Source organism: Acinetobacter colistiniresistens (assembly GCF_000413935.1).
In the GTDB taxonomy this organism is placed as follows: domain Bacteria; phylum Pseudomonadota; class Gammaproteobacteria; order Pseudomonadales; family Moraxellaceae; genus Acinetobacter; species Acinetobacter colistiniresistens.
In genome coordinates, this window is record NZ_KE340379.1 from 541,438 (window position 1) to 564,053 (window position 22,616).

21 protein-coding genes are annotated in these 22,616 nt (G+C 38.4%); 13 read left to right on the forward strand and 8 right to left on the reverse strand.

Annotated elements, in window-relative coordinates; genetic code table 11:
* Positions 1 to 201: 201 nt before the first annotated feature.
* Together F907_RS10935 and F907_RS10930 are read left to right on the forward strand one after the other, a co-directional pair.
* Positions 202 to 1,536 carry a YagK/YfjJ domain-containing protein gene (locus tag F907_RS10935; protein WP_004699698.1) on the forward strand — a complete coding sequence of 445 codons (1,335 nt, stop codon included), beginning with the start codon at positions 202 to 204 and terminating at the stop codon, positions 1,534 to 1,536.
* 1 nt (position 1,537) lies between these two features.
* Positions 1,538 to 2,467 (forward strand): hypothetical protein, encoded by a 930-nt coding sequence (locus F907_RS10930; RefSeq protein ID WP_004699700.1) that lies wholly within the window; start codon positions 1,538 to 1,540, stop codon positions 2,465 to 2,467.
* Between the two features lie 71 nt (positions 2,468 to 2,538).
* On the opposite strand, the gene F907_RS10925 is transcribed toward F907_RS10930, so the two are convergent.
* Positions 2,539 to 3,048 carry a hypothetical protein gene (locus tag F907_RS10925; RefSeq protein ID WP_004699703.1) on the reverse strand — a complete coding sequence of 170 codons (510 nt, stop codon included), beginning with the start codon at positions 3,046 to 3,048 and terminating at the stop codon, positions 2,539 to 2,541.
* A gap of 113 nt (positions 3,049 to 3,161) precedes the next feature.
* Positions 3,162 to 4,283 carry a putative periplasmic lipoprotein gene (locus F907_RS10920; protein ID WP_004801554.1) on the reverse strand — a complete coding sequence of 374 codons (1,122 nt, stop codon included), beginning with the start codon at positions 4,281 to 4,283 and terminating at the stop codon, positions 3,162 to 3,164.
* Positions 4,284 to 5,083: 800 nt separating this feature from the next.
* Between F907_RS10920 and F907_RS10915 the strand changes: the two genes are divergently transcribed.
* The 4 genes from F907_RS10915 (at position 5,084) to F907_RS10900 (ending at position 8,840) form a co-directional block, all read left to right on the forward strand.
* Positions 5,084 to 5,401, forward strand: coding sequence for a hypothetical protein (locus F907_RS10915; protein ID WP_004801552.1), 318 nt, complete (start codon positions 5,084 to 5,086; stop codon positions 5,399 to 5,401).
* Positions 5,402 to 5,464: 63 nt separating this feature from the next.
* Complete coding sequence (locus F907_RS10910; protein WP_004801549.1) at positions 5,465 to 6,520, forward strand: DUF932 domain-containing protein; 1,056 nt, start codon at positions 5,465 to 5,467, stop codon at positions 6,518 to 6,520.
* 146 nt (positions 6,521 to 6,666) lie between these two features.
* Positions 6,667 to 7,794, forward strand: a complete 1,128-nt coding sequence (locus F907_RS10905; RefSeq protein WP_004801545.1) for a YqaJ viral recombinase family nuclease — start codon at positions 6,667 to 6,669, stop codon at positions 7,792 to 7,794.
* 146 nt (positions 7,795 to 7,940) lie between these two features.
* Positions 7,941 to 8,840, forward strand: a complete 900-nt coding sequence (locus F907_RS10900) for a recombination directionality factor (protein ID WP_004801544.1) — start codon at positions 7,941 to 7,943, stop codon at positions 8,838 to 8,840.
* A gap of 103 nt (positions 8,841 to 8,943) precedes the next feature.
* Here the strand turns inward: F907_RS10900 and F907_RS10895 are convergent, their stop codons facing one another.
* The 3 genes from F907_RS10895 to F907_RS10885 form a co-directional block, all read right to left on the reverse strand.
* Positions 8,944 to 9,213 carry a hypothetical protein gene (locus tag F907_RS10895; RefSeq protein ID WP_004722342.1) on the reverse strand — a complete coding sequence of 90 codons (270 nt, stop codon included), beginning with the start codon at positions 9,211 to 9,213 and terminating at the stop codon, positions 8,944 to 8,946.
* A gap of 14 nt (positions 9,214 to 9,227) precedes the next feature.
* Positions 9,228 to 10,109 carry a copper resistance D family protein gene (locus tag F907_RS10890; RefSeq protein ID WP_004801541.1) on the reverse strand — a complete coding sequence of 294 codons (882 nt, stop codon included), beginning with the start codon at positions 10,107 to 10,109 and terminating at the stop codon, positions 9,228 to 9,230.
* Between the two features lie 67 nt (positions 10,110 to 10,176).
* Entirely contained in the window at positions 10,177 to 10,557 is a 381-nt protein-coding gene (locus F907_RS10885) for a copper resistance CopC family protein (protein WP_004722340.1), read from the reverse strand.
* Positions 10,558 to 10,838: 281 nt separating this feature from the next.
* Here F907_RS10885 and F907_RS10880 point away from each other — a divergent pair, with 281 nt between their 5' ends.
* A complete protein-coding gene (locus F907_RS10880; RefSeq protein WP_016651918.1) occupies positions 10,839 to 13,202 on the forward strand; it encodes a heavy metal translocating P-type ATPase in 2,364 nt (787 codons plus the stop codon).
* A 78-nt stretch (positions 13,203 to 13,280) separates the two neighbouring features.
* Here F907_RS10880 and F907_RS10875 read toward each other — a convergent pair whose 3' ends face one another.
* Complete coding sequence (locus F907_RS10875) at positions 13,281 to 14,657, reverse strand: heavy metal sensor histidine kinase (protein WP_016651919.1); 1,377 nt, start codon at positions 14,655 to 14,657, stop codon at positions 13,281 to 13,283.
* Complete coding sequence (locus tag F907_RS10870; RefSeq protein WP_004722337.1) at positions 14,647 to 15,330, reverse strand: heavy metal response regulator transcription factor; 684 nt, start codon at positions 15,328 to 15,330, stop codon at positions 14,647 to 14,649. Before F907_RS10870 ends, F907_RS10875 begins: the two co-directional genes overlap by 11 nt.
* A gap of 150 nt (positions 15,331 to 15,480) precedes the next feature.
* Here F907_RS10870 and F907_RS10865 point away from each other — a divergent pair, with 150 nt between their 5' ends.
* The 3 genes from F907_RS10865 (at position 15,481) to F907_RS10855 (ending at position 18,672) form a co-directional block, all read left to right on the forward strand.
* Complete coding sequence (locus F907_RS10865) at positions 15,481 to 15,831, forward strand: hypothetical protein (RefSeq protein ID WP_004801531.1); 351 nt, start codon at positions 15,481 to 15,483, stop codon at positions 15,829 to 15,831.
* 89 nt (positions 15,832 to 15,920) lie between these two features.
* A complete protein-coding gene (locus F907_RS10860) occupies positions 15,921 to 17,801 on the forward strand; it encodes a copper resistance system multicopper oxidase (protein ID WP_016651920.1) in 1,881 nt (626 codons plus the stop codon).
* Complete coding sequence (locus F907_RS10855; protein WP_004801527.1) at positions 17,788 to 18,672, forward strand: copper resistance protein B; 885 nt, start codon at positions 17,788 to 17,790, stop codon at positions 18,670 to 18,672. Before F907_RS10860 ends, F907_RS10855 begins: the two co-directional genes overlap by 14 nt.
* A 49-nt stretch (positions 18,673 to 18,721) precedes the next feature.
* On the opposite strand, the gene cadR is transcribed toward F907_RS10855, so the two are convergent.
* On the reverse strand, positions 18,722 to 19,126 hold the full coding sequence (gene cadR, locus F907_RS10850; RefSeq protein WP_004699715.1) for a Cd(II)/Pb(II)-responsive transcriptional regulator: 405 nt from the start codon (positions 19,124 to 19,126) through the stop codon (positions 18,722 to 18,724).
* An 84-nt stretch (positions 19,127 to 19,210) separates the two neighbouring features.
* Between cadR and F907_RS10845 the strand changes: the two genes are divergently transcribed.
* Genes F907_RS10845 through feoB form a run of 3 tightly spaced genes read left to right on the forward strand, consistent with a single transcriptional unit; the run spans position 19,211 to position 22,578 of the window.
* Positions 19,211 to 20,491, forward strand: coding sequence for a cation efflux transmembrane domain-containing protein (locus F907_RS10845; RefSeq protein WP_004699717.1), 1,281 nt, complete (start codon positions 19,211 to 19,213; stop codon positions 20,489 to 20,491).
* Positions 20,492 to 20,501: 10 nt separating this feature from the next.
* Positions 20,502 to 20,759, forward strand: a complete 258-nt coding sequence (locus tag F907_RS10840) for a FeoA family protein (RefSeq protein ID WP_004699719.1) — start codon at positions 20,502 to 20,504, stop codon at positions 20,757 to 20,759.
* Positions 20,749 to 22,578 carry a ferrous iron transporter B gene (gene feoB / locus F907_RS10835; protein ID WP_004699721.1) on the forward strand — a complete coding sequence of 610 codons (1,830 nt, stop codon included), beginning with the start codon at positions 20,749 to 20,751 and terminating at the stop codon, positions 22,576 to 22,578. The genes F907_RS10840 and feoB overlap by 11 nt, the downstream gene beginning before the upstream one ends.
* The last annotated feature ends 38 nt before the right edge of the window (positions 22,579 to 22,616 follow it).

Sequence of the window (22,616 nt, forward strand, 5' to 3'; positions counted from 1 at the left end):
ATCTTTACAACTCTCACATACCCTATTAACCCTTATAACACTGTAATTCCTTGATTTCGAGGTCATGGGATTACAGTGATTTTTACGCCTGACCATTTGTGTTACTTATATGATCAGTATATCTAATAATATTAATTATTATATAAATTGACTTAATTAACAAATTGTTAGGTGTAATTACGTACAGAGAAGTTCATTATTATGAATCAATCATCCTATCTTATGAGTAATAATCAAACACCTGCTTTAGCACATGAATACTTAACACAAGTACCTGAACACTTTCTAAATCAGCAGACTGAAATAACTGATACTGATTCATCTAATCAGCCCATTCAGATTACAGCACCATTGGAAGAGCAACAGTCTTTACTCAATTCAATGTATGAAGAATGCTTCAATGCAGCAGACGATCAGCATTCAAGCTCATTGGCATTGGATTACTTATTAGATTTCAACACTGAATATAACCAATATGAAATTCGATCAAATCCTGAAGCTGAGAAAATATTCTCAGAAATTGAATTAGTAAAACAAATCTTAAAACACAACTATGTGCAGGCTTATCGTAAGATCAAAGGCACTCTGTATCATGGATGGTATGAGCCTATTGATAAAAAATTCATTGAATTATTAAAGCAAATACTCATCCAAGGGTTTGATCCTCTAGAGCATTATGATTGTGAGCATCATAAGATTGTTATGCAAGCGTATAACGAAATTCTAAAGGGTTATTTTCATGCTGATTTTTATCTACATTACCCCAATGATATTATTCAGCTAAGAAATACTGATGGAACAATAACTTCAATTTGTTATGCAGAATTAATTAATCTATTCATTGAACGTTTGTATTTGCTAACTCAAGAAAAGGAATTCAAATACCAACAGAAAAAACGAAGGGAACGTTCCCAATATCAGCAAAAGGTCGCTACAGAATGTGTAGATACGATACTGGCTAAACATTCGAGAATTGTCATTGCTCGTGTCGATTTTCGTTATGGAAAAACACAAAACCCTGAACTTGCCCAAGTCAAAGCAGATTTAATCACATGCCTTCGTTATTTAAAGCGTACTTCAAATTTACGTATATTGGGCTATCTATGGAAATTGGAATTTGCCGAAAAAACGGGCTATCACTACCACTGTTTTTTCTTTCTCGATGGTCGTAAACACTCACAGGACATTAAGTTAGCACAACAGATTGGTGAGGTCTGGAAAAGAGTGATTGGTGATGAGGGGACTTACTATAATTGCAATATTGATGCTCACAATGGCAAATACAAAGATGTCGGTATTGGCACCTTACATCGCAGTGATAAACAAAAATACGAGTATTTGATTAAAGCCATCCGTTATATAACCAAAAGAGACCAATTCATTGTGCATAAAAGGATTAAGCAGGATGAAGAGAATGAGCAAAACCTTAGAAATGATAAAGCCTACTTCATACGTGTATTTGGTAAAAATATTGCTAAGGATGTTGCGATAAAAATGGGTAAATCTCTTAAAAATACTGGTCAAAAGGAGGCATGAAATGACTCATTATTCAGCGACTCCTCAAGCACACTATATACCGCAGACACCAATTATCCCATTCATGCTGGATGTTAATACTCATTTGTTCTTAGGACAGAGTATTCAAAATGCAGCTCAAATTGAAAATGGGAAACTAGCGGTTATGGATAAACGATCACCCAAATGTTTGGATAAGAATTATCGTATATTTTTAAATTCTCTACCTTGGCTGCATTATCACCGTTTGGTATTACATGGATTTCAACTAAATCCTTATTGGGCTGCAATCTTTGATACAGTAGGCTTTTCTCATTACGGTAATATGAATTACCTTGTAGAGAATGCAGAGCTTATTCATGATCAATTTAAACATAAGTTTCTGAAACGACGGATTGCACTGGAATATACAAAATTTATTGAACCAATTAATGAAAGTATTAAATTCCAAAAGGCATTGTTTAAACGTTGTCTAGACAAACATAAGCAGATCAATTGTATGATCTATGATTTACCTTGTATGTTTACTATTCCCTTACAATTTGATGCCGAAGTTAAATTACCAAAACTTGCTAGTAAATGGCTGGAAAGATTACATCAATCCGAAGAATTAGCTGGCAAGCTGTATGATGTGCAATGGCGTATTGTGAAATCACTGAATGGATTTTATTCAGTCCATGCCATCATTTATGTGATTGGTGATGAGTGTAAATATTCTGATTTTATCTTACGGGTATGGAGAGGGGCTTGTTTACACAAGGGACATGAGCTTGTGCAAGGATCACCTTATTTGGTTTGGGAAAAACACTGTTACTTTGCGGACAGTGATATGCGTAGCTACTGGAGTAAACAGCTTGAGTTTCTAAATGGCCCCCTCAAACTTTATCGGTATATGAGTCAGCATATTTCCTATTTATGGCAAAGCTATACAGGGAATATCCCTGCTAAGTAAACTTTTCAAATATAAGGCGCTCTGATTAGAACGCCTTTTTTATGCTTGTATAAATCGCTGTGATTAAATCTCTAAAAATTATAGGTATAGGTCAAACCACTGTTGGTGGTGATGGTCACTTCACGGACATATTCAGCGGAACAGCCCAAGTAGACTTTTGCCACTGAGCCATAGCGCATATTTTGGTAATCGTAAGTGCCTTTGCTTCTGCAATTACCACGGTTGATTAAAACCCCTGTGATGGTGGTTGGCGCATCGTTCAAGGACATGATGTTTAACAAATCGGTATAGCCTGTCATGGAGTATTGTGATTCTTCACGACGGACACGGACTTCAAATTGTTCTTGTACAGTGGGTTCAGTCCCTTCCTCAGCATTATATGACTCATCTTCCAGAAAGGATTTATCAACGGCTGGAAAATCATCTTCAGATTGAGGCGGAGTTTCAGTCGCATCAGCAGTGCTATGCTCACTTGTTTGAGTTGGGGTATCCTTTGGTTTTGGTGCATCGTTACCTGAATTACACGCAGTTAAAGTCAGTAGCAACACACTGGATAAAACAATCGATGGAATAAAATTCATTACACATGCCTATATTTAATCGAATATTGTGATCTACAGGGTTGGGTGAAAGCCCAACTCTGTGTATTTAATTGTTTGGTCAATCAATTTTTTACTTTTTATAAAAGTGGGAATTACTCATCGATCTTTTTAAATACCTTTTCGATCGGCGTGTAGTTTTCCAAGCTAAAATCAAAAGGAATTGGCTTTTTCAGTGTCACATCAAATTGCTTTAATCGAGCATTTTCTATGCCGTTGAAATGTTTGCGTTGAAAGGACATGGTGCTCGGTTCAAGGATGGCAATCGGTTCATTCGCAGAATCAGCTTGAGTGTTGTTGGCCTGATAAATGACTAAGCTCTCTAATTCCAATTTATGATTATTGAAGTTAAAAATGTAACCGACATACTTCTGTCCACTAGCCGTAATAATATTTTGTGCTAACTCTGGCGTGGATGGGGCTGTGAAATTCACAATAAGATCAGATGCGAAATTCATATTCTCAAAATGTAATTGTTTCGAATCAGCATCGTAATAAACAAAATTATCAATCGGACCATTTGGTCGATCATTCGGTGTATAGCTGCTTGGCATAAACAGACTTTGACCAGACGTAGCATTTAAACTGAGTTCTAAAAGCTTCAAGTCATAATTTAGATGGGCATTTTTAGTATCCAACTCATTTTGAAGTGTCTGAATACGTTGTTGATATTGTTCTGTACTCTCAAATTGATCTTTTTGTGGTGGAGTCACCTGCATTGTCGATCTTATATAATTGATTGCCGTATCATGCGCTGCACGCAAAGAATAGTCATCACCTAAAGCAAAAGTGAATGCAGGAAACTGTTGACCTGTATTTCCGATCACTAAAACTTGATTGTTTTTTAAAGCCAGCACATTTCTTAAATCATTGAGAATGGACTGGAAATACACGCAGTTTGCACAATAATCTGCAACATCGTCATTTTCAGCAAACATCTGCAATCCATAGATGGTTTTATACGGTGGATAAAAGGAAAAATACCCCTCATCTTTGATGAGTTCCTGAAAGTCTTCTCCAGTCTTTGTTAGCGGAGGTGTAATTTTATTGCGAGCGATAATCAAAGGAGAAGAAACAGCCTGTGCAGGGACAGCATCATTCAATGACATGTTTTCAATCTTTTGAGATAGTTCTTTATTCTCTACATCATCTTGTTGTGGTTTTGAGCAGCCGACCAACGCAAGGCTGGTGAGCAGCGCAATTGAAATGTATTTCATCCTATTATTTTCCCCATCCAATATTTTTTAAGTTTTTAAAAATGAATTATGAAATTGCCTGTAATTTCAAATACATTTTGCTTGGCTGTCATAGGCTCTAGCGATGCTGTTACTGAGCACAATAAGGACAACCAAAATAAGCTGTGCGATGAATTTCATGATTTTTATCCAGCACAAAACACCACTGACCAAAATGGATGCAGCAGTTAATTGATGCCTTGAGTCAATCAGGACACAGTGAAAGCGTGTGATAAATGAATTGGAATAAAATGCCTGAGAGGCAGAGAAAGTGCAGGGGAATAATAAAGCACAGTAAATTGCGTCATGGTTGACTCCTAGATGAATTAGAAGTTCTACCGAATCACTGTCAATTGATTATGGTGGCAGAACGAAAAGGGGTTGACAGACTGGACATCTAGAACCAGCACGCGCGAACGCGTCCCCCTCCCGTTCTACCGCAAAGGGGGACGAGAAGGTTTTTACACATACAAAGAATACTCAGATGAATAAACTCCGATGCGCTAGATGAGCGGTCTGTCAAAACCGACTGACAATGTAGGTCAGCCCTTGCATCATAATCGCTGCTAAAAAACAGGTCAATTGATCTGTTTAATCATCATTCAAAAATTGCCTAAAACTGATGAAAAAAAACGCATTCTAAAAAAATACAAATACATAGCATCTAATTGAGAACAGTGTTTCTCCATTTGAGATAGCACCAATACATGCTTCAGCTACATTGCAATCATTTTGCCTGCTTCCCCAGCAGGTTTTTTTATTCATTTACAGGAAATACCACAATGAGTTTGCCATGTCCTTATTGCCAGTCCCGAGAGACGGTACTGCTTGAATCAACCCAACATTTACCCAGTACCTCAACCAATAACCCCATTTCCAATAGTGTGATGTCACCGATGGCACTTGCCACATTAGGAGTGAGTGTTTCCAAAAGCCTGAATATTCCTCCAATTGCAGGTGCAATCGTTGGGGTACTGATTGGCGGTATCTGGATGTTGATCACTGAAGATGAACAGCAACAACCGCTTCACCCAACTTATCGCAAACAGTATTACTGCAACAACTGTGACCGCAGCTTTAGCCCGAATTTACGCAATTAAGTATTTAGCAAAATTTAAATCGAACCCTTTTACCCATTCAAAATCGATACAGGAATTATTCTTATGGCACATTTAGTTGAAACTATGGCATTCACTGGACAAACCCCTTGGCATGGGTTAGGCAATGAACTCACACCAAACCAACCCATCGAGGTTTGGGCACAACAAGCAGGCATGGACTGGCGGATAGAATCCTCGGATGTCAATTACATGGCACAGAATGAACGTGGACAAAGCATCATCATGCCTTTTGAAGAACAACGAGTGCTTTACCGTTCAGATACGCATGCACCTTTATCCGTGGTCAGCCAACGCTTTCAAGAAGTCCAACCGATGGAAATCCTACACTTCTACAAAGACCTGACGGAGCAATCAGGCTTTGAACTGGAAACCGCAGGGGTACTGAAAGGTGGCAAGAAATTCTGGGCATTAGCCAAGACTGGACAGACTTCAGCACTCAAGGGTAAGGATGTGAGTAATGGCTATATTCTACTAGCGACGGCTTGTGATGGCACTCTAGCAACCACTGCACAGTTCACCAGTATCCGGGTGGTATGTAACAATACTTTGGCAATTGCTCTCAAAGGACAAAATACCAGTGCAGGTGTGGTTAAAGTCCCACACAGCACTCGTTTCGATGCTGAGAAAGTTAAACAACAGTTGGGTATTTCAGTCCGTGCATGGGATGAACACATGTATGAAATGAAACAACTGAGCCAGCGTAAGGTAACTCAGCAGGAAGCAGCAGCCTTCTTTGATGCGGTGTTTAACAATACCAACCTAACTATGGCTGAACAAGATGAAAGCATCATTCAGTTCTATCGAAATGCTGCTATGCCAAACCAAGGCATCAACACCCCAACCAAAGCGGACAATAAAACCGAGCCAAATGGACGTGCCATGTCGAAAGTCATGACCATGTTTAACGGACATGGACGTGGTGCAGAACTGAGTTCAGCCAAGGATACCGCTTATGGATTATTGTGCAGCATCACCGAGTTCTGTGACCATGAACGTCGAGCGATGAGTACCGATCATCGACTCGATTCAGCATGGTTTGGTGCAGGGGCTGCCATTAAACAGCGTGGTCTGGAACAGGCATTGAGAATGATTGCCTAAATTCAGTTTCAATTAAGCCAGCTCCATTAGCCTAAGCATACAGTAACACCGTACAAGCACAGCAACACCTTTAGCCGCACCCTCATGCGGCTTTTTTATGCCCAAAATTCAGCTTTTACGATTTTATCGATACAGGAATAATTGCAATGAATAGTCATACTCAAATTCAAAACACGCTAAATAACCCACCACTACAACCCTATTTACCGAATCTAAATCAATCCATTCAGCAGATTGAGGTGGGAACCCGAACCAAACGAGATCGACCGAATACGCAACCACGAAAGACCAAAGCCCTTACAGCAAAAAGACTTGCCAACACCAAACAGATGAACTATCAACAATGGTTAGAAGTCAGAAAACAGGGTATTGGCAGCAGTGATGCAGCAACGGCCTGTGGACTGAATCCCTATATGTCGATGCTGGAACTGTGGATGATCAAGACAGGGCGGATGCAACAAAACATCGAGGATGAAAGTGCAGGTTACGCACCCTTGTACTGGGGAAAAAAGCTAGAACCTTTGGTGGCTGAATACTACAGCATGCACACCAATCATAAAGTCCGTCGAGTTAATGCAGTATTGCAACACCCTGATGAAGACAAACAGTTTATGTTGGCGAACTTGGATTATGCTGTAGTCGGTAATGAAGAAGTGCAAATTTTGGAATGTAAAACCGTGGGGGAATATGGCGCAAAACTATGGCGAGATGGCGTGCCTTTATATGTGCTGTGTCAGGTACAGCATCAATTGGCAGTGACAGGTAAACAGGCAGCGCATATTTGTGCCTTGATCTGTGGGCATGAAACCAAAATCTATAAAGTGACTCGTAATGAAACTGTGATTCAGCACATCATTAATGCGGAACGTCATTTCTGGCAATGTGTCGAAACAGGTATTCCACCCAGTGTAGATGCTTCGGATTCAGCAGCTAAAGCCTTGCAACAACTTTATCCTGAACAGATTCCATTAACAGTAGAAGACCTGACCCAAAATGAACAAGCTAATTATTTGTTTAATCAGTTACTAGAGGAGCGACATAAAGTTGAACAACACCAGCAGTATTTTGATGAACTGAAACATCAACTACAAATGATGATGAAAGAAGCAGAGCGAGCGGTATTTACAGGTGGTTCAGTCACATGGAAGAAATCACAAGACTCAATCAGCCTAGACAGTAAATCATTGCTTAAACAGCATCCTGAATACCTACAGCAATTTCCCCAAACCAAAGCAGGAACACGACGCTTTCAGATTTATCCGAATGGTGGATAGGGCTGATACCCAAGTAACCCATTTCAATTTAACTAACACCCCAACCAACTGATCCCATACCCCAAACAAGTATGGGATTTTTTATGCCCAAAATTTATTTATCCAAATTTAAACGCCATTTCAACATCTATATAGAGTACATCATCATGATTAAAGGTTTAGCTATTACCCCACCTGTGTTGGGGCGTATCAGTATCGGCAAAATTGTCGAAAAGAATGGAAAACGTCTGCCTGAAAAAGATGATCAATTTACCATTACCAGCCAAATCCAAAATAAAGATGGGTGGGTCAAACATCCACTGGATGAGCAACTACGTGCCAAAGCGCCCAATCAGAACCAAAAGCTGAGAAGCATTCCAGTCCGCATGATCTTCAATGATCCCGATCTCAACTTAAGAGCAGAGTACAGCCTATTTGACCGCCAAACTGGACGTTTAATCTGTTCAGGCAATGGCGAAAGCTGTCAGCGACTCGGTCAAAATGGCATTGAACAACATCCTTGTCCATCCCCTGATTTATGTCCATTGGCACAGGGTGGATTATGCAAGCCCTATGGCAGACTCTACGTCAACTTAGATGAATCAGATGAGTTTGGTACTTTCATCTTTAGAACCACAGGCTTTAACAGCATCCGCACTTTGGCAGCTCGACTTCGTTACTATCACGCAGCATCGGGTGACTTACTTTCTTGTTTGCCATTGCAATTGACCTTGCGAGGTAAAAGCACCACACAAAGTTACCGTACCCCGATCTACTACGTGGATCTGACTTTACGTGATGGCACAAACCTGAAAGATGCGATTAGTTCAGCCAAACAGATGGATGAACAAAGTAAGACAGCAGGGTTCTATCAGGAGGCTTTGGATCATGTGGCACGGCAGGGTTATGGTAATGCCTGCTTTGAGGTGGGAGGTGAAGAGGGTTTGGATATAGTGGAGGAGTTTTACAGCGTTGAATCTCAAACAGAGCATCAGCAAACGCATGATCTCACTCATGTTCAAGATATTCAGAAAGGCTTACAGCAGTCGGTTCAAGCTCTGAATTAAATACTGTTGGGGGCTAAGAAGCCCCCAACAGTAATATTGCTACTATTTTTTATTAAAAAATTTGAACTACTTATTGAATCAATAAACATTACTTAAGTATCGTTTATTTGGAGGGCGGTAGTACGTTAGGCTTTTGTAACATTAATCCATTTATAACTTTTTGTTGTCTACTATCTTCATTACGTAGTTGTTTATCTTTAGAATGATGGTCTTTATTCTCTTCGACTTTGGTGTCGCCATGATTATGATCAGTGATATTACGTAATTCGGTATCATCTAAGGAGCGAATCGTTTTTGAAGTGCTAGGTTCAGCCCATGATGTCGTATTCAAAAAAATGAAAAATAATAAATTGTACTTCATCCATGAAGTCATAGCGTGATCCTTTTTTACTCAATACCGACTACAGTGGTGATATAACCAGTGGCTAAAAGAATTGATAGACCTAATGACATCTCAAATAAAATGGCATAGCCCAATTGTTTCGCAAATTTCGGGTCTTGTAAGCGAGGTGTGAAATACCATTTGTTAAAGGCTGCTAACAATAAAATACTTAGGACAAATAATATTTTAATAATAAATCCATGCCCATAAGGTGTATTGATTAGAGTATTAAAATCTTTAAAGAGTAATAAAGCAATACTAAGACCACAAGCGATGAGTATTCCTACAATAAAGGCTGCTATTTGCCCAAATAGATGCATACGTTCTTTAAGTGGTAAGCCATTAATTTTTTTGCTTGTTTTCCATAATGGATAAAGCGACCCCATCCATAAGGACATTACAAGTACATGTATTGATAACAAAGCTTGAGCGAATAAGGGTAAATTCGTGACGTGTCCGAGTTGTGAAAAACTTAAAACGATTGGTGTGAGCAGTATGGTAAAGATTGCTCCTTCAGTTTTGGAAATATCAATCGTCCCTTTACTAAGTTTGACTATCATAAATATGAGTAAAAGTGCAAAACTGATTGATCGAATGATAGAGACATGTCCAGTAGGAGTATTGACTAGTATATTTATATAGTTGCTATCCCACATACCTGAAAGGCCAGTGTTGGCAAAACTTCCTATAAGAATGAAGAAGCCGAGAACACTTGAAAAAAGGCCTAAACCTGTACCAATAGTCATGTATTTTAGAATAGTCTCCTTGATTTCAACATAACGTCCAAGTAAGAAATAGCAGAAAGCACCGCCAATAACAAATGCAATCCCTAAATATAAAATGACTTTAACCAACCATGTTGCATATATCCAAGTCTCAGGAATCATATTTTTCTCCCTTTATTATAGCAACATGCCAGCAAGCTGCTGGCATGTTGACTATTTTCACTCATTGTTATTTTGCCGATTTAATAGTGAAATTATATTCACCATTCATGTTATGGCCATCGGTACCCATTGTGGTCCAAACCACCGTATATTTTCCTTTTTTTAGTTTTGGAACCGCTACGTCAAATGATTTTTTCATATCATGAGTTATTTGGTAGTTCAAAGGGATATCCTTACGTTGGGCATCAAGTAACTTAACGTTCATTAGCATGACTTCTTCACCAAAATTGAGTGTTATGTTTTTTGGTTGACTTGCTACAGAAGCATTGATCGCAGGAATTGCACTTTCAAGTTTCACGTGTGCAAATGCACTTGAAGCAGTAACAATCAGTGTTGCACCTACGAGAGTGTTACGTAGAGCTGACATTTTATTTTTGAAAATTTTCATTTCTTCATCCTCTTTAAACTAATCTTGGGCTCAGTAATGACCGAATGAAATGCATCAATTGGTTGCTTGGTCATCACCTTTCTCACGCTTATTATTAAAGGATGAGAGAAACATCCCGATGACTTCAAAATTACATTTTTGTCATTTTAAAAATTAAAAAACCACAAGTGGTACACTGGCTTTAAAGAAAACAATGATCACTAAACAAACTAATAAGAGGGAGTCTATTTCCATCTTAATGAAATTATTAATTTAAAAAATTAAATATGAAGGAGGCTTTTATGGACCATCATCATGAAAACAAAGTACTCAATAACAGACTTACTGACCCTGTCTGTGGTATGACAGTTACAGAAGCATCCAAGTTTTATGAAGAAGTTAAAAATAGAACTTTTTACTTTTGTAGTGAGAAATGCCACATAAAGTTTAAAAGTGATCCTCATTTTTATATTACTAAAGTTGAGAATGTAGTTACGTTAAAAGAACCACAAAAGAGGGATGGTGAGGATTCAAATGAAGTTAATCAGCCTGCTCATGTTAATACCTTCACGATATACACTTGTCCAATGCATCCTGAAATTAGACAGAACCATGCGGGAAATTGTCCGATCTGTGGTATGTCGTTAGAGCCTTTACTTCCTGACTTAGATGACGCTGATGAAAACCCAGAACTCAAGAATTTTAAGCATAGATTTTGGTGGACCTTACCGCTAACCATTATTGTAGTTTTCTTAGCAATGTTTGGTCATCAATTGAACTGGTTCGAAATGCAGGTGCAAAGCTGGATTGAACTGGTACTGACTTTACCAATTGTTTTGTGGGCAGGAATGCCATTTTTTGTGAGATGTTGGCAGTCAATCTGGAATCGGAGTCCAAATATGTGGACCTTGATTGGAATAGGTACAGGAGCTGCTTTTATATACAGCCTTGTTGGAACAATAGTACCTCAAGTATTTCCAGACTCATTTGTATCTATGGGGCGTGTTGCTGTGTATTTTGAGGCGACCGCAGCGATTATTTCTCTCACATTGTTAGGTCAAGTGCTAGAGTTAAAAGCACGTTCCCAAACTTCAGCGGCAATTAAATCCCTACTTGGGCTAGCACCTAAAACAGCAAGAAAAATCAGTGTTGATGGTATAGAAGAAGATATTCCACTATCTCATGTACACGTAGGCGATTTATTACGGATACGCCCCGGTGAAAAAGTTCCTGTTGATGGAGTCATTACAGAAGGTTCAAGCTCTGTAGATGAATCGATGTTAACTGGTGAACCTGTGCCAGTTACAAAACGTGTGGGTGATCAAGTCATTGGTGCAACAATGAACATGAATGGTTCATTGGTGATGCGATCAGAAAAAGTTGGATCATCAACCGTACTTTCTCAAATCGTGCAAATGGTTGCTCAGGCTCAACGTTCAAAAGCACCTATGCAGCGGATGGCGGATCATGTTGCAGGACGATTTGTTATGGGGGTTATAGGTATTGCTGTTCTAACTTTTTTGGGGTGGGGGCTATTCGGACCTGAACCTAGTTGGGTTTATGGATTAATCAATGCAGTAGCTGTTTTAATCATCGCATGCCCATGTGCTTTGGGATTAGCTACGCCAATGTCAATTATGGTAGCAACAGGGCGAGGTGCATCAAATGGAGTACTTTTTCGAGACGCTGCCGCAATAGAGAATCTACGTAAAATTGATACATTGATTATTGATAAAACAGGAACTTTGACAGAAGGACAACCATCATTCAATAAAGTAGTAGCCACTTCAGGATATGAAAAGAATGAAGTCCTCCGTTTAGCTGCGAGTTTAGATCAGGGCAGTGAGCATCCTTTAGCAAATGCAATTGTACGTGCCGCCCGTGAGCGAAATCTTACTTTAAGTAAACCTACTTCATTTGAATCAGGTTCAGGTATTGGTGTTAATGGAGAGATAAACGGACAAAAATTAGCGCTAGGCAATACGGCACTGATGAAGCAATTAGGGATATCTGTTAACACTCTTATTCCACAAGCAGAGGTATTAAGAGCTGAAGGTGCCAGTGTTATGTATTTGGCAGCCGATGGAAAACTGCTAGGTCTTCTGGCAGTTTCAGATCCAATCAAAGCAAGCACTCCAGAGGCCCTTTTATCGTTGGAAGACTCAGGTTTAAGAATCATCATGGCAACAGGTGATGGGCTAACTACAGCAAAATCAGTTGGGGCTAAGTTAGGAATTAGTGAGGTTTATGGTGAGGTTAAACCTGCTGATAAATTAGATTTGGTCACAAAATTGCAAAAAGAAGGGAGAATTGTTGCTATGGCTGGTGATGGAATTAATGATGCACCAGCCTTGGCTCAAGCTGATATTGGAATCGCAATGGGCACGGGTACTGATGTAGCAATGAATAGTGCCCAAGTTACATTAGTAAAAGGTGACTTACGTGGTATTGAAATTGCTCGTTCATTATCAGAAGCAACCATTAAAAACATGAAGCAGAACCTTATGTTCGCATTTCTTTATAATGCTTTAGGTATTCCTTTAGCAGCGGGTATTTTATATCCATTTACTGGCTGGTTACTCTCGCCTATGATTGCTGCATTAGCAATGAGCCTAAGCTCAGCATCGGTAATTGGTAATGCCTTACGATTACGTCATCAAAAATAATCACGACTTACCACTCATTAGCGTAAGTTAATGAGTGGTAAGCATCATTAGAATGAGTGCTTAATAACCGAGATATCACTAATTTTTAAAGATAATTTTAAAAGAAATATGTCCCTCGTTATAAGTCGCTTGAATGGAAGCTCCATGCACATCAAGAATAGATTTGGTAATTGCTAGCCCTAAGCCAGTACCTTCCTCAACTCGCTGTCTGGAAGCATCTGTTCTATAAAAACGGTCAAATAATCGATTTAGCTGGTCTGATGATAAAGGTGAGCTTTCATTCTCAATTGTAAAAACAGTTTTATCAAAGCTTTGTTGGCAATTGATTTTGATGACCGAATCTGATTTGCCATATTTAATTGCATTCGATAACAAATTACTTAAAGCGCGGCGTAGCATTAAAGGATCACCTTTTATACTACCTGAACCACTCTGTTCGAGTGACATTCCCTTTTCAGCAGCGATAGCATCATAAAAATCAAATAATGCTGAAACTTCTTTAACTAAATTAACCTGTTGTAGGTTAGGTAAATGTAGACCATGTTCTGCTTTTGCCAAAAATAGCATATCAGAGACCATGCGAGCTAAATGCTCAAACTCTTCTAAATTTGAAAATAGAACTTCCTGATAAGTATTAATATTTCGACTACGAGATAAACATACTTGAGTTTGAGTCATCAAATTGTTAATAGGTGTTCTTATTTCATGAGCAAGATCAGATGAAAAATCTGAAAGTTTTTCTACTGCGGCTTCTAGCCGATCTAACATATCATTAAAAGCGACAGCCAGTGATTTAAGTTCGGTTGGAGTATTTTCGACTTCTAAACGTTCAGAAAGATGTTGGGCTGAGATACCCTCTGCTACTTTTGCCATTTGTTGTACTGGACGTAGCCCTCGCCATGCTGCGAACCACCCTAAGAACATTAAACAAATTGTACCCACAAATCCAATGTATAAAAGTTGACGTCTAAAGTCATTTAAGAAATGTAGATGCTCAGAGGTATCGATTCCAACAATAATCTGAGCTGATATAAACGAGTCATTATGATCAAAAGTCTTTTTATAAATTAATCCACGATAAGTCTTATTTTTAATTTTCCATTCAAGCCATGGATCTTGTTTTGATTTGTTGAGTGCTTGGGGATGAATTACTGATGGTGCTGAGCTAAAAATAACTTGACCTGTTGGACGTTCAATCTGAACAATCAGATCGTGATGTCCAATTAAGGCATCTTTTAAATATAAATTTAGTTCTTGAGAGTTAGATGGGTTCTGTTCAAGTAGATTCTCTATAAGTTGAATTTTGCCTTCTAATTGAGTTCGGTCTTGAGCTTCAAAATGATGCATTACGAGCTTGTGAATAACCAACCCCATAATCATTAAGATGATAACAGTAGAAAGAGAAAAGATGATTGCTATACGAAAGCTGATTGCATTAAACAATTTACGAGTCATCTTCTACCTCTAAAACATACCCCATTCCACGTATGTTCTGTATCAGCTTTGGGCTAAAATTACTGTCAATTTTACTGCGCAAACGTTTGATAGCGACTTCTACAACGTTGGTATCACTATCAAAATTCATGTCCCATATTTGAGAGGCAATGAGCGTACGAGGTAATATCTCACCACGTCTACGCATAAATAATTCCATCAGCGCGAATTCTTTAGCTGTTAAGTCAATACGTTGCCCAGCGCGAGTGACGCGGCGTTTACGAAGATCAAGTTCAAGATCAGCAATTGTAATAAGGTTACTATCTTCTTTTTGTTGTCCCCGTCGGAGTAAGCTTTTAATTCGTGCTAATAACTCAGCAAAAGCAAAAGGCTTGACTAGATAATCATCAGCACCTAAATCCAAGCCTTTCACACGATCTTCAATTTGATCACGTGCTGAAAGAAAAAGAATAGGCATAGTTTTGCCACTTTTTCGGATATCATAAATGATATCCCAACCATCTAGCTTTGGAAGCATCACATCTAAAATGATGAGGTCATATTCTTCGGAAAGCGCTTGATGTTTACCAGATAATCCATCCGTTACCCAATCCGTTATATACCCAGCTTCAGATAGACCTTGTTTAAGGTAGTCACCGGTTTTTTGTTCATCTTCAACTAGTAAGATTCTCATTGATAAAAATCCCATATCACTCATTAAGAACATAATAACGTTATAAATACGTGATTCGTTGTAGATTACAAAAATGTCATTTTCATGTCACATAGATGTTTAGTGAAGGCCTTTAAGGTATTTACATAAAGTTAATTTTTGGAGCAAAACATGAAAACTCTATTCAGCCGTAGCTTAACCACTCTTATGTGTGTTGGTACTTTAATTGTAGGAACTCAGTCTTGGGCAGCAGATGTGAAACAAGGAACTACAGTTGTGTCTGAAATTAAAGCCGATTCAAAGACGCAAGAGAAATGTCAAAAACCTTGTAATATGAAGAATGATGATAAAACCCAACAGGATCATAGTCAGCATGAGCATGGTAACATGACGGATATGTCTCAGATGGATCATTCTAAGATGATGAATATGGGGCAATCTAAAATGAGTAATATGGATAATTCCAGTATGATGAACATGGACCACTCAAAGATGAACATGTCAAATACATCAAATAAATAACAAATACGATAAATGAAAGATCGGGGGAAATTAAAGCGAATAATAGGTTTGCTTGATTCTCCCATCCTTATATTAGATAGGTGAAATAAATGTCTACAAAATTAACGCATGTCCTTTTAATAGGAGTCGGTTTATTTTCATCAACTTGGGTTGTGGCAGCAGTTAAAGAATATGATTTAACAATCGCTGAGCAAACGGTGAATATCACAGGTAAGCCTTTAAAACGAATTACGGTTAATGGGAAATTTGTTGCACCTCTTCTTGAGTTTGAGGAAGGTGATGATGCTATTATTCGTGTCCATAACAAGCTAAAAAAACAAGATTCTTCTATTCATTGGCACGGGTTAATTCTACCGGGCATCATGGATGGCGTACCCGGATTTAATCAGTTTGACGGTATTGCCCCTAATAAGACCTACGAATATAAGTTTAAGGTACGCCAAAATGGTACCTATTGGTATCATTCGCATAGTAAAGGTCAAGAACAAGAGGGCTTGTATGGTCCGTTAGTCATTTACCCCAAAAATAGGACACCTTTAACTGTAGCTGAGAAAACAGATAAGGATTATGTCGTATTACTTTCAGATTTTCATGATTCAACTAGTGATAAAATCATGAATAATCTAAAGAAAGAAGCTGACTATTATCAGAACCGTCGTGAAACTGTTTTTGATGTTTTTAAACAAATTAAAAAAGATGGTTTAAAAGCAACATGGCAAGACCGTTCGATGTGGAACCAGATGCGAATGCTCAAGACAGATATGTCTGATGTGACAAAATATACTTTTTTGATGAATGGTAAGACTCCAGAACAAAATTGGACTGGTAATTTTAAGACGGGTGAAAAAGTACGTCTTCGGTTTATTAATGCCTCAGCAATGTCATTCTTTGACGTCAGAATCCCTAACTTGAAAATGACGGTAGTCAGTGCAGATGGGCAACCAGTGAAACCTGTTCCGGTTGATGAATTCAGAATAGGGACGGCTGAAACGTATGATGTTATTGTAGAACCCAAACAATCAAATTATCAAATTGAAGCAGAATCAATTGATAGGAGTGGTTTTTCAGTTGGTTCCTTACATGATGAGAATACTCCTCCAATAAATCAAATCAAAATGCCGAAGTCACGTCCTCGTTCTTTATTAACTATGGAAGATATGGGGATGGGGCATGATATGTCTTCTATGGCGGGCATGAATCACGACATGTCTTCAATGAAAGGTATGGATCACGATATGTCATCTATGACAGACAGCTCAAAAGATCAGTCAATGTCTGGAATGAACCATGACATGTCTTCAATGAAAGGCATGGATCACGATATGTCGTCTATGACAGACAGCTCAAAAGATCAATCTATGTCAGGTATGAACCATGGCATGCAAATGACTACATCTAATGCACCTACACAAGAAAAGAATGGTGATGTTGTATATGGCTGGGCAAATGCTTCAACACCTGTTGGTCAAAAAGCACTTCAATATAGTGACTTACAATCTTTAAAGCCTCAACCAGATACTCGTGCCCCTGAACGTGAAATGGAAATCCGTCTTGGTGGGAACATGGAGCGCTATATTTGGACAATTAATGGTAAGAAGTTTAATGAAACAGAACCATTCAAAGTGAAATACGGGGAACGTATACGCTTGAAATTTGTGAATGACAGTATGATGGCTCACCCAATGCACTTGCACGGTATGTTTATGCAGCTTGAAAATGGTCAAGATCCAAGTAATATGCCAAATAAACACACGATCATTGTGCCACCGGGGAAAACAGTTACAACTTTACTTACTGCTGATGAATTGGGTGAATGGGCTATCCACTGCCATTTGTTATATCACATGGCAGCTGGAATGATGAACAAACTCATTGTGGCAAATGTAGATAGCAATGATGATGATACGAAAAGTATCGTTGCCCAACCTCAAACTAGCCATGAGGGAGTGAATCAACATGCACATCACTAAACAGTTATATTCAAAAACAATTTTATCTGTTGCTTTAATTGGCTTAGCGGGTATGGCATTTGCGAATGATAATTCGACTGAAAATCTAAATAAGAGTACGTCAAGTATGAGTGTGCTTTTACGCGAATCAGGCGGATTAGGCTATGTTGAACGTAATACTGATCAAAAGTCTTCAAACAGCAAAGGGTCTGAAACTTTAGCTTTTAGCCAAAATCATATGAACGAGCATGGTGGGCAAATTTATCAGACAACTAAATTTTCCAATGAGTGGATAGTTGATAAAGATGGAAAGGGCAGCTTAGGTTCGAGTTTCGAGGCATTGATTGGAACAGATGAAAATCGAATGTTTGTTGAAGCTAATATGAATAAAGCGGAGAGTAATGATCCCAAATATGATGTATCAGCTCTTTACAGTAGAAATGTTGCACCATTTTGGGATGTACAAGCTGGGGTAAGGTATAGTGAGGACAAAAATAACCGTAATAGTAATCGCATTGATGGCGTTATTGGATTATTAGGCCTTGCACCTTATTTCTTTGAGACAAAAGCCTACCTTTATGGTGGTGAAAATAATTTTTGGGGAGCCAGTTTTGAGTTTGATCGAGATCTATTACTCACTCAAAAGCTAATTACTCAGCCATATATTGCAGCAGATATTGTGTTTAATGATAATTCTGATTTTGCTACAAAGTCAGGTTTGTCTGAGTTAAAGACAGGTCTAAAAACTCGTTACGAGATTAATAAGCGTATAAGACCATTTGTTGATGTCGCTTATCAATATGAAAAAGGACAGAAATTAACAACTTTTCAAGAAGCTACAAATTCTGAAAAGGGGTGGTTATACGGGGCAGGTATTGAATTAGTTTTCTAAATATTTTATTAAGAATGAATAATGGTGATATTCCATTATTCATTCTTAATTATTTTAAACTTACGGATAACCCTTCAAGTACTTTACAAGAGTTAATTTCCAAAAAACCAGAGCATTTGCTTCTTAAATCAGAAAGTTGTTGCTTAAGCTGAATCTGTTTTTGGATATTCTGCTCTAATTGATGAATATGTTTATCAACTAAGATGTTAATAGAACTACAGTTTCCACAAGGTTTGTCTTTGTATGCTAATAAAATTTTTATTTCGTCCAAGCTCATATTCAAAGTTCGGCAATTAAGAATAAATAGAAGTCGCTCTAAGTGGTCTTTGTTATAAAGTCGATAATTAGCTTCCGAACGATTAGGGGCTAGTAATAAAGCTTCTTTTTCATAAAACCGTATTGTAACAACAGGGCAACCGGATAGCTGAGATAATTCACCAATTTTTAAGTTCATTTCAAGTCACCTGATCTATTGACTCTATAGTAGCTATAGGGATTTTAATATGCAATACGTGAAGATATGACTATAGGCACATCAATGAGTGGTTGCGGTTGTAATCAAGAAAGTTCTTGTGAAGACACTAAGCAAAAACAAAATGAATCAAAAACAGATTCTTGTAAAATTAAAGATTTAGCTACAGAAGAAAGTGAAAGTTCTTGTTGCGATAATGAGGTACAGCAAGAACCTAACCCTGATGAAAAAGATTCATGCGGTAGTAAGCAGTCGAATTCATGCTGTGGTTCGGATTCGATAACTTCACCTGAAAAGATTAGGGGGAGTGAAGATACAGCGACTTTCATCAGTGACTATAGCATCCCGAAAATGGATTGTTCCGCAGAGGAACAAATGGTTCGGATGACTTTATCTTCATTGGTAGATGTTAAGAGCTTGGTTTTTGATTTGCCGAACCGAAACCTAAAAGTTCTGCATAATGGTGAAAGTAATGAAATCACTGCAAAACTTGAAGCTCTTGGATTTGGGGCAAAATTAAATAAAACTGAAGCTTATGAAAATAAAGAACAAGCACAAGAAGCTAGTACTTTTCTGATTCCGAAGATGGATTGTTCGGCAGAAGAGCAAATGGTAAGAATGGCACTTTCTCCCTTGCATGAAGTTAAAGGTTTATCTTTTGATTTGGCGCAAAGACAGTTAGTTGTTTTCCATACCAATGGGATTAATGAAATTACCACAAAACTTGAAGCCCTAGGTTTTGGTGCAAAGCTCGTGGAAACAGTAAAAGCCACTGGGGAATTGCCTGAAACACCAGATCCGACTAAGCAGGCGAAAGTCCTTAAATTATTACTAGCGATTAATGGTGTTCTTTTTTTTATTGAGTTCATAAGTGGAATTATTGCCGCATCGACGGGGCTCATTGCGGACTCTCTTGATATGTTTGCTGATGCGGCCGTTTACGGTATAGCACTTTACGCGGTAGGGAAAGCGGCTAAATACCAATTAAAAGCAGCTCATTTTGCAGGATGGATTCAACTTTTATTAGCTTTGATCGTTATTATTGATGTTGTCAGACGTTTCATGTTCGGTAGTGAACCAGAGTCAGATTTGATGATCATTATTGGCTTCTTAGCACTTATTGCCAATGTGACGTGCTTGTATCTCATTTCTGGGCATAGAGATGGCGGAGCCCATATGAAAGCGAGTTGGATCTTTTCAGCTAATGACGTAATAGTAAATATGGGGGTTATTTTAGCAGGTGTACTTGTTGCATGGACTGGTTCAGCTTACCCAGATTTGATTATTGGTATTCTTGTTTCACTGTTTGTACTGAATGGCGCTCGAAAAATTTTGGCGTTGAAGTAGGGTGCTGACAATGAATTTATTTCAAGTAAAGCAAGACCAGACTGTAAAAATCATTGATCTTAAAAAGGGTGAACAGTATCAAGATAAAAATGATCCTGTTCTGGAGCGTTTAGAACTGCTGGGCTTTAGAGTAGGTGAATCCTTACAAGTGCTTGCGAAAGGGCTTTTTGGTGGTGATCCTGTGTTGGTTCAAATCGAAACCTCACGTTTCGCCTTAAGAAAAAATGAAGCAGAACGAATTTTTGTAGAGATTACCAATGGACACTAAAAATATTGCACTTGTTGGTAATCCTAATTGCGGTAAAACATCACTTTTTAACACCCTCACAGGGACTCGTCAAAAAGTTGCAAATTATGCTGGGGTAACGGTAGAACGGAAAGAGGGATTTTTTAAACTGCCATCTGGTGATACCGTTCGAGTATTGGATTTGCCTGGGACTTATAGTTTAAAACCGAGCAGTTTAGATGAGGAGGTAACTAGAGCAGTATGCTTTGGTGAATTAAAAGGCGAAGTTATACCTGATATTTTTGTATGTGTTGTCGATGCTACGAATCTTCATCTTCATTTAAGTCTTGTACTTGAAGTCAGGGCTTTAAACAGACCAATGTTACTTGTTCTTAACATGATGGATGAGGTTAGAAAGCGTGGGATTTCAATTGATACAACGAAGCTATCTCAGCTTTTAGGTATTCCTGTTGTTGAGTCAGTAGCTGTAAAAACAAAAGGCATTCAGGGGCTATTGACCCAATTGGATCAAAAGAATTTGTTTGTTGCCCCTTATCATTCTGATCTGAGTCACTTTGACCAAATCAAATATATTACAAAACAAGTCATCTTGAAAAATGATAATGGTGATAAACGAACGGCTTTCTTGGACAAAATATTCTTACATCCAGTTTTTGGATTATTAATATTGACCTTTACCATGTTTGTAATGTTTCAGGCTGTCTTTATTTGGGCTCAACCGTTAATTTCCTTTGTTGAGGATTCGATTTCATGGTTTGGTGGGGCGATAGGACCTCTGATTACTCATCCACTTTTAAGAAGTTTGGTCGTTGATGGTGTAATTGCAGGTGCTGGTAGTGTACTCGCGTACATGCCTCAAATTCTGATCTTATTTTTCTTTATTTTAATTTTAGAAGAATCGGGATACTTACCTAGAGCTGCTTTTTTGTTAGATAAGCTGATGTCTAAAGCTGGTTTAAGTGGGCGTTCATTTATTCCACTACTTTCGAGCTTTGCTTGTGCAATTCCCGGAGTCATGGCGACTAGAAGTATTAGCTCTGAAAGAGATCGTTTAGCAACGATTATGATTGCACCTTTAATGACGTGTTCTGCACGACTACCTGTATATGCTTTGCTGATCGCTGCATTCATTCCAAACAAGTTGGTTTATGGTTGGCTCAGTTTACAAGGTCTAGTTCTGTTCGGGCTTTACATGTCAGGAATCGTATCCGCTTTATTGGTTTCTTTATTCCTGAAATTAGTCAGAAAAGATAAAACTGAAAGTATTTTCATTTTTGAATTACCTACATACCGTATTCCAGATGTTCGAAATGTAGCTTTGGGGCTTTATGATAGAGCAACTATATTCTTAAAAAGAGTTGGTGGAATTATTGTCGCACTTTCTATTTTATTATGGTTCTTGGTAACGTTCCCTTTACCACCTGATAATCCAACAATGCCACCAATCAATTATAGTATTGCTGGACAGTTAGGGCATCTAATCCATCCAATATTTGCTCCGATTGGATTTACTTGGGAAATTTGTATTGCTTTGATTCCTGCAATGGCAGCTCGTGAAGTGATTATTGCTGCGTTAGGGGTGATCTATGCAATGTCTGGTGATGAAGATGCAGTTACCCAGACTTTATTATCTCAAATATCTGGTCCGGATGGATGGGGGCTAGCGACAGGTATGTCATTGTTAGTTTGGTTTATCTTTGCCCCGCATTGTTTAGCAACACTAGCGACCATTCGAAGAGAAACAGGGAGTTGGAAACAACCAGTCGTAATGGCTGTATATCTCTTTTCATTGGCTTATTTATTTTCCTTTATAACTTATCAAGTTATAAGTCGGTTTTAATTTAGAAGGCGGTTGTTGATATAAACCAACAACCGCTG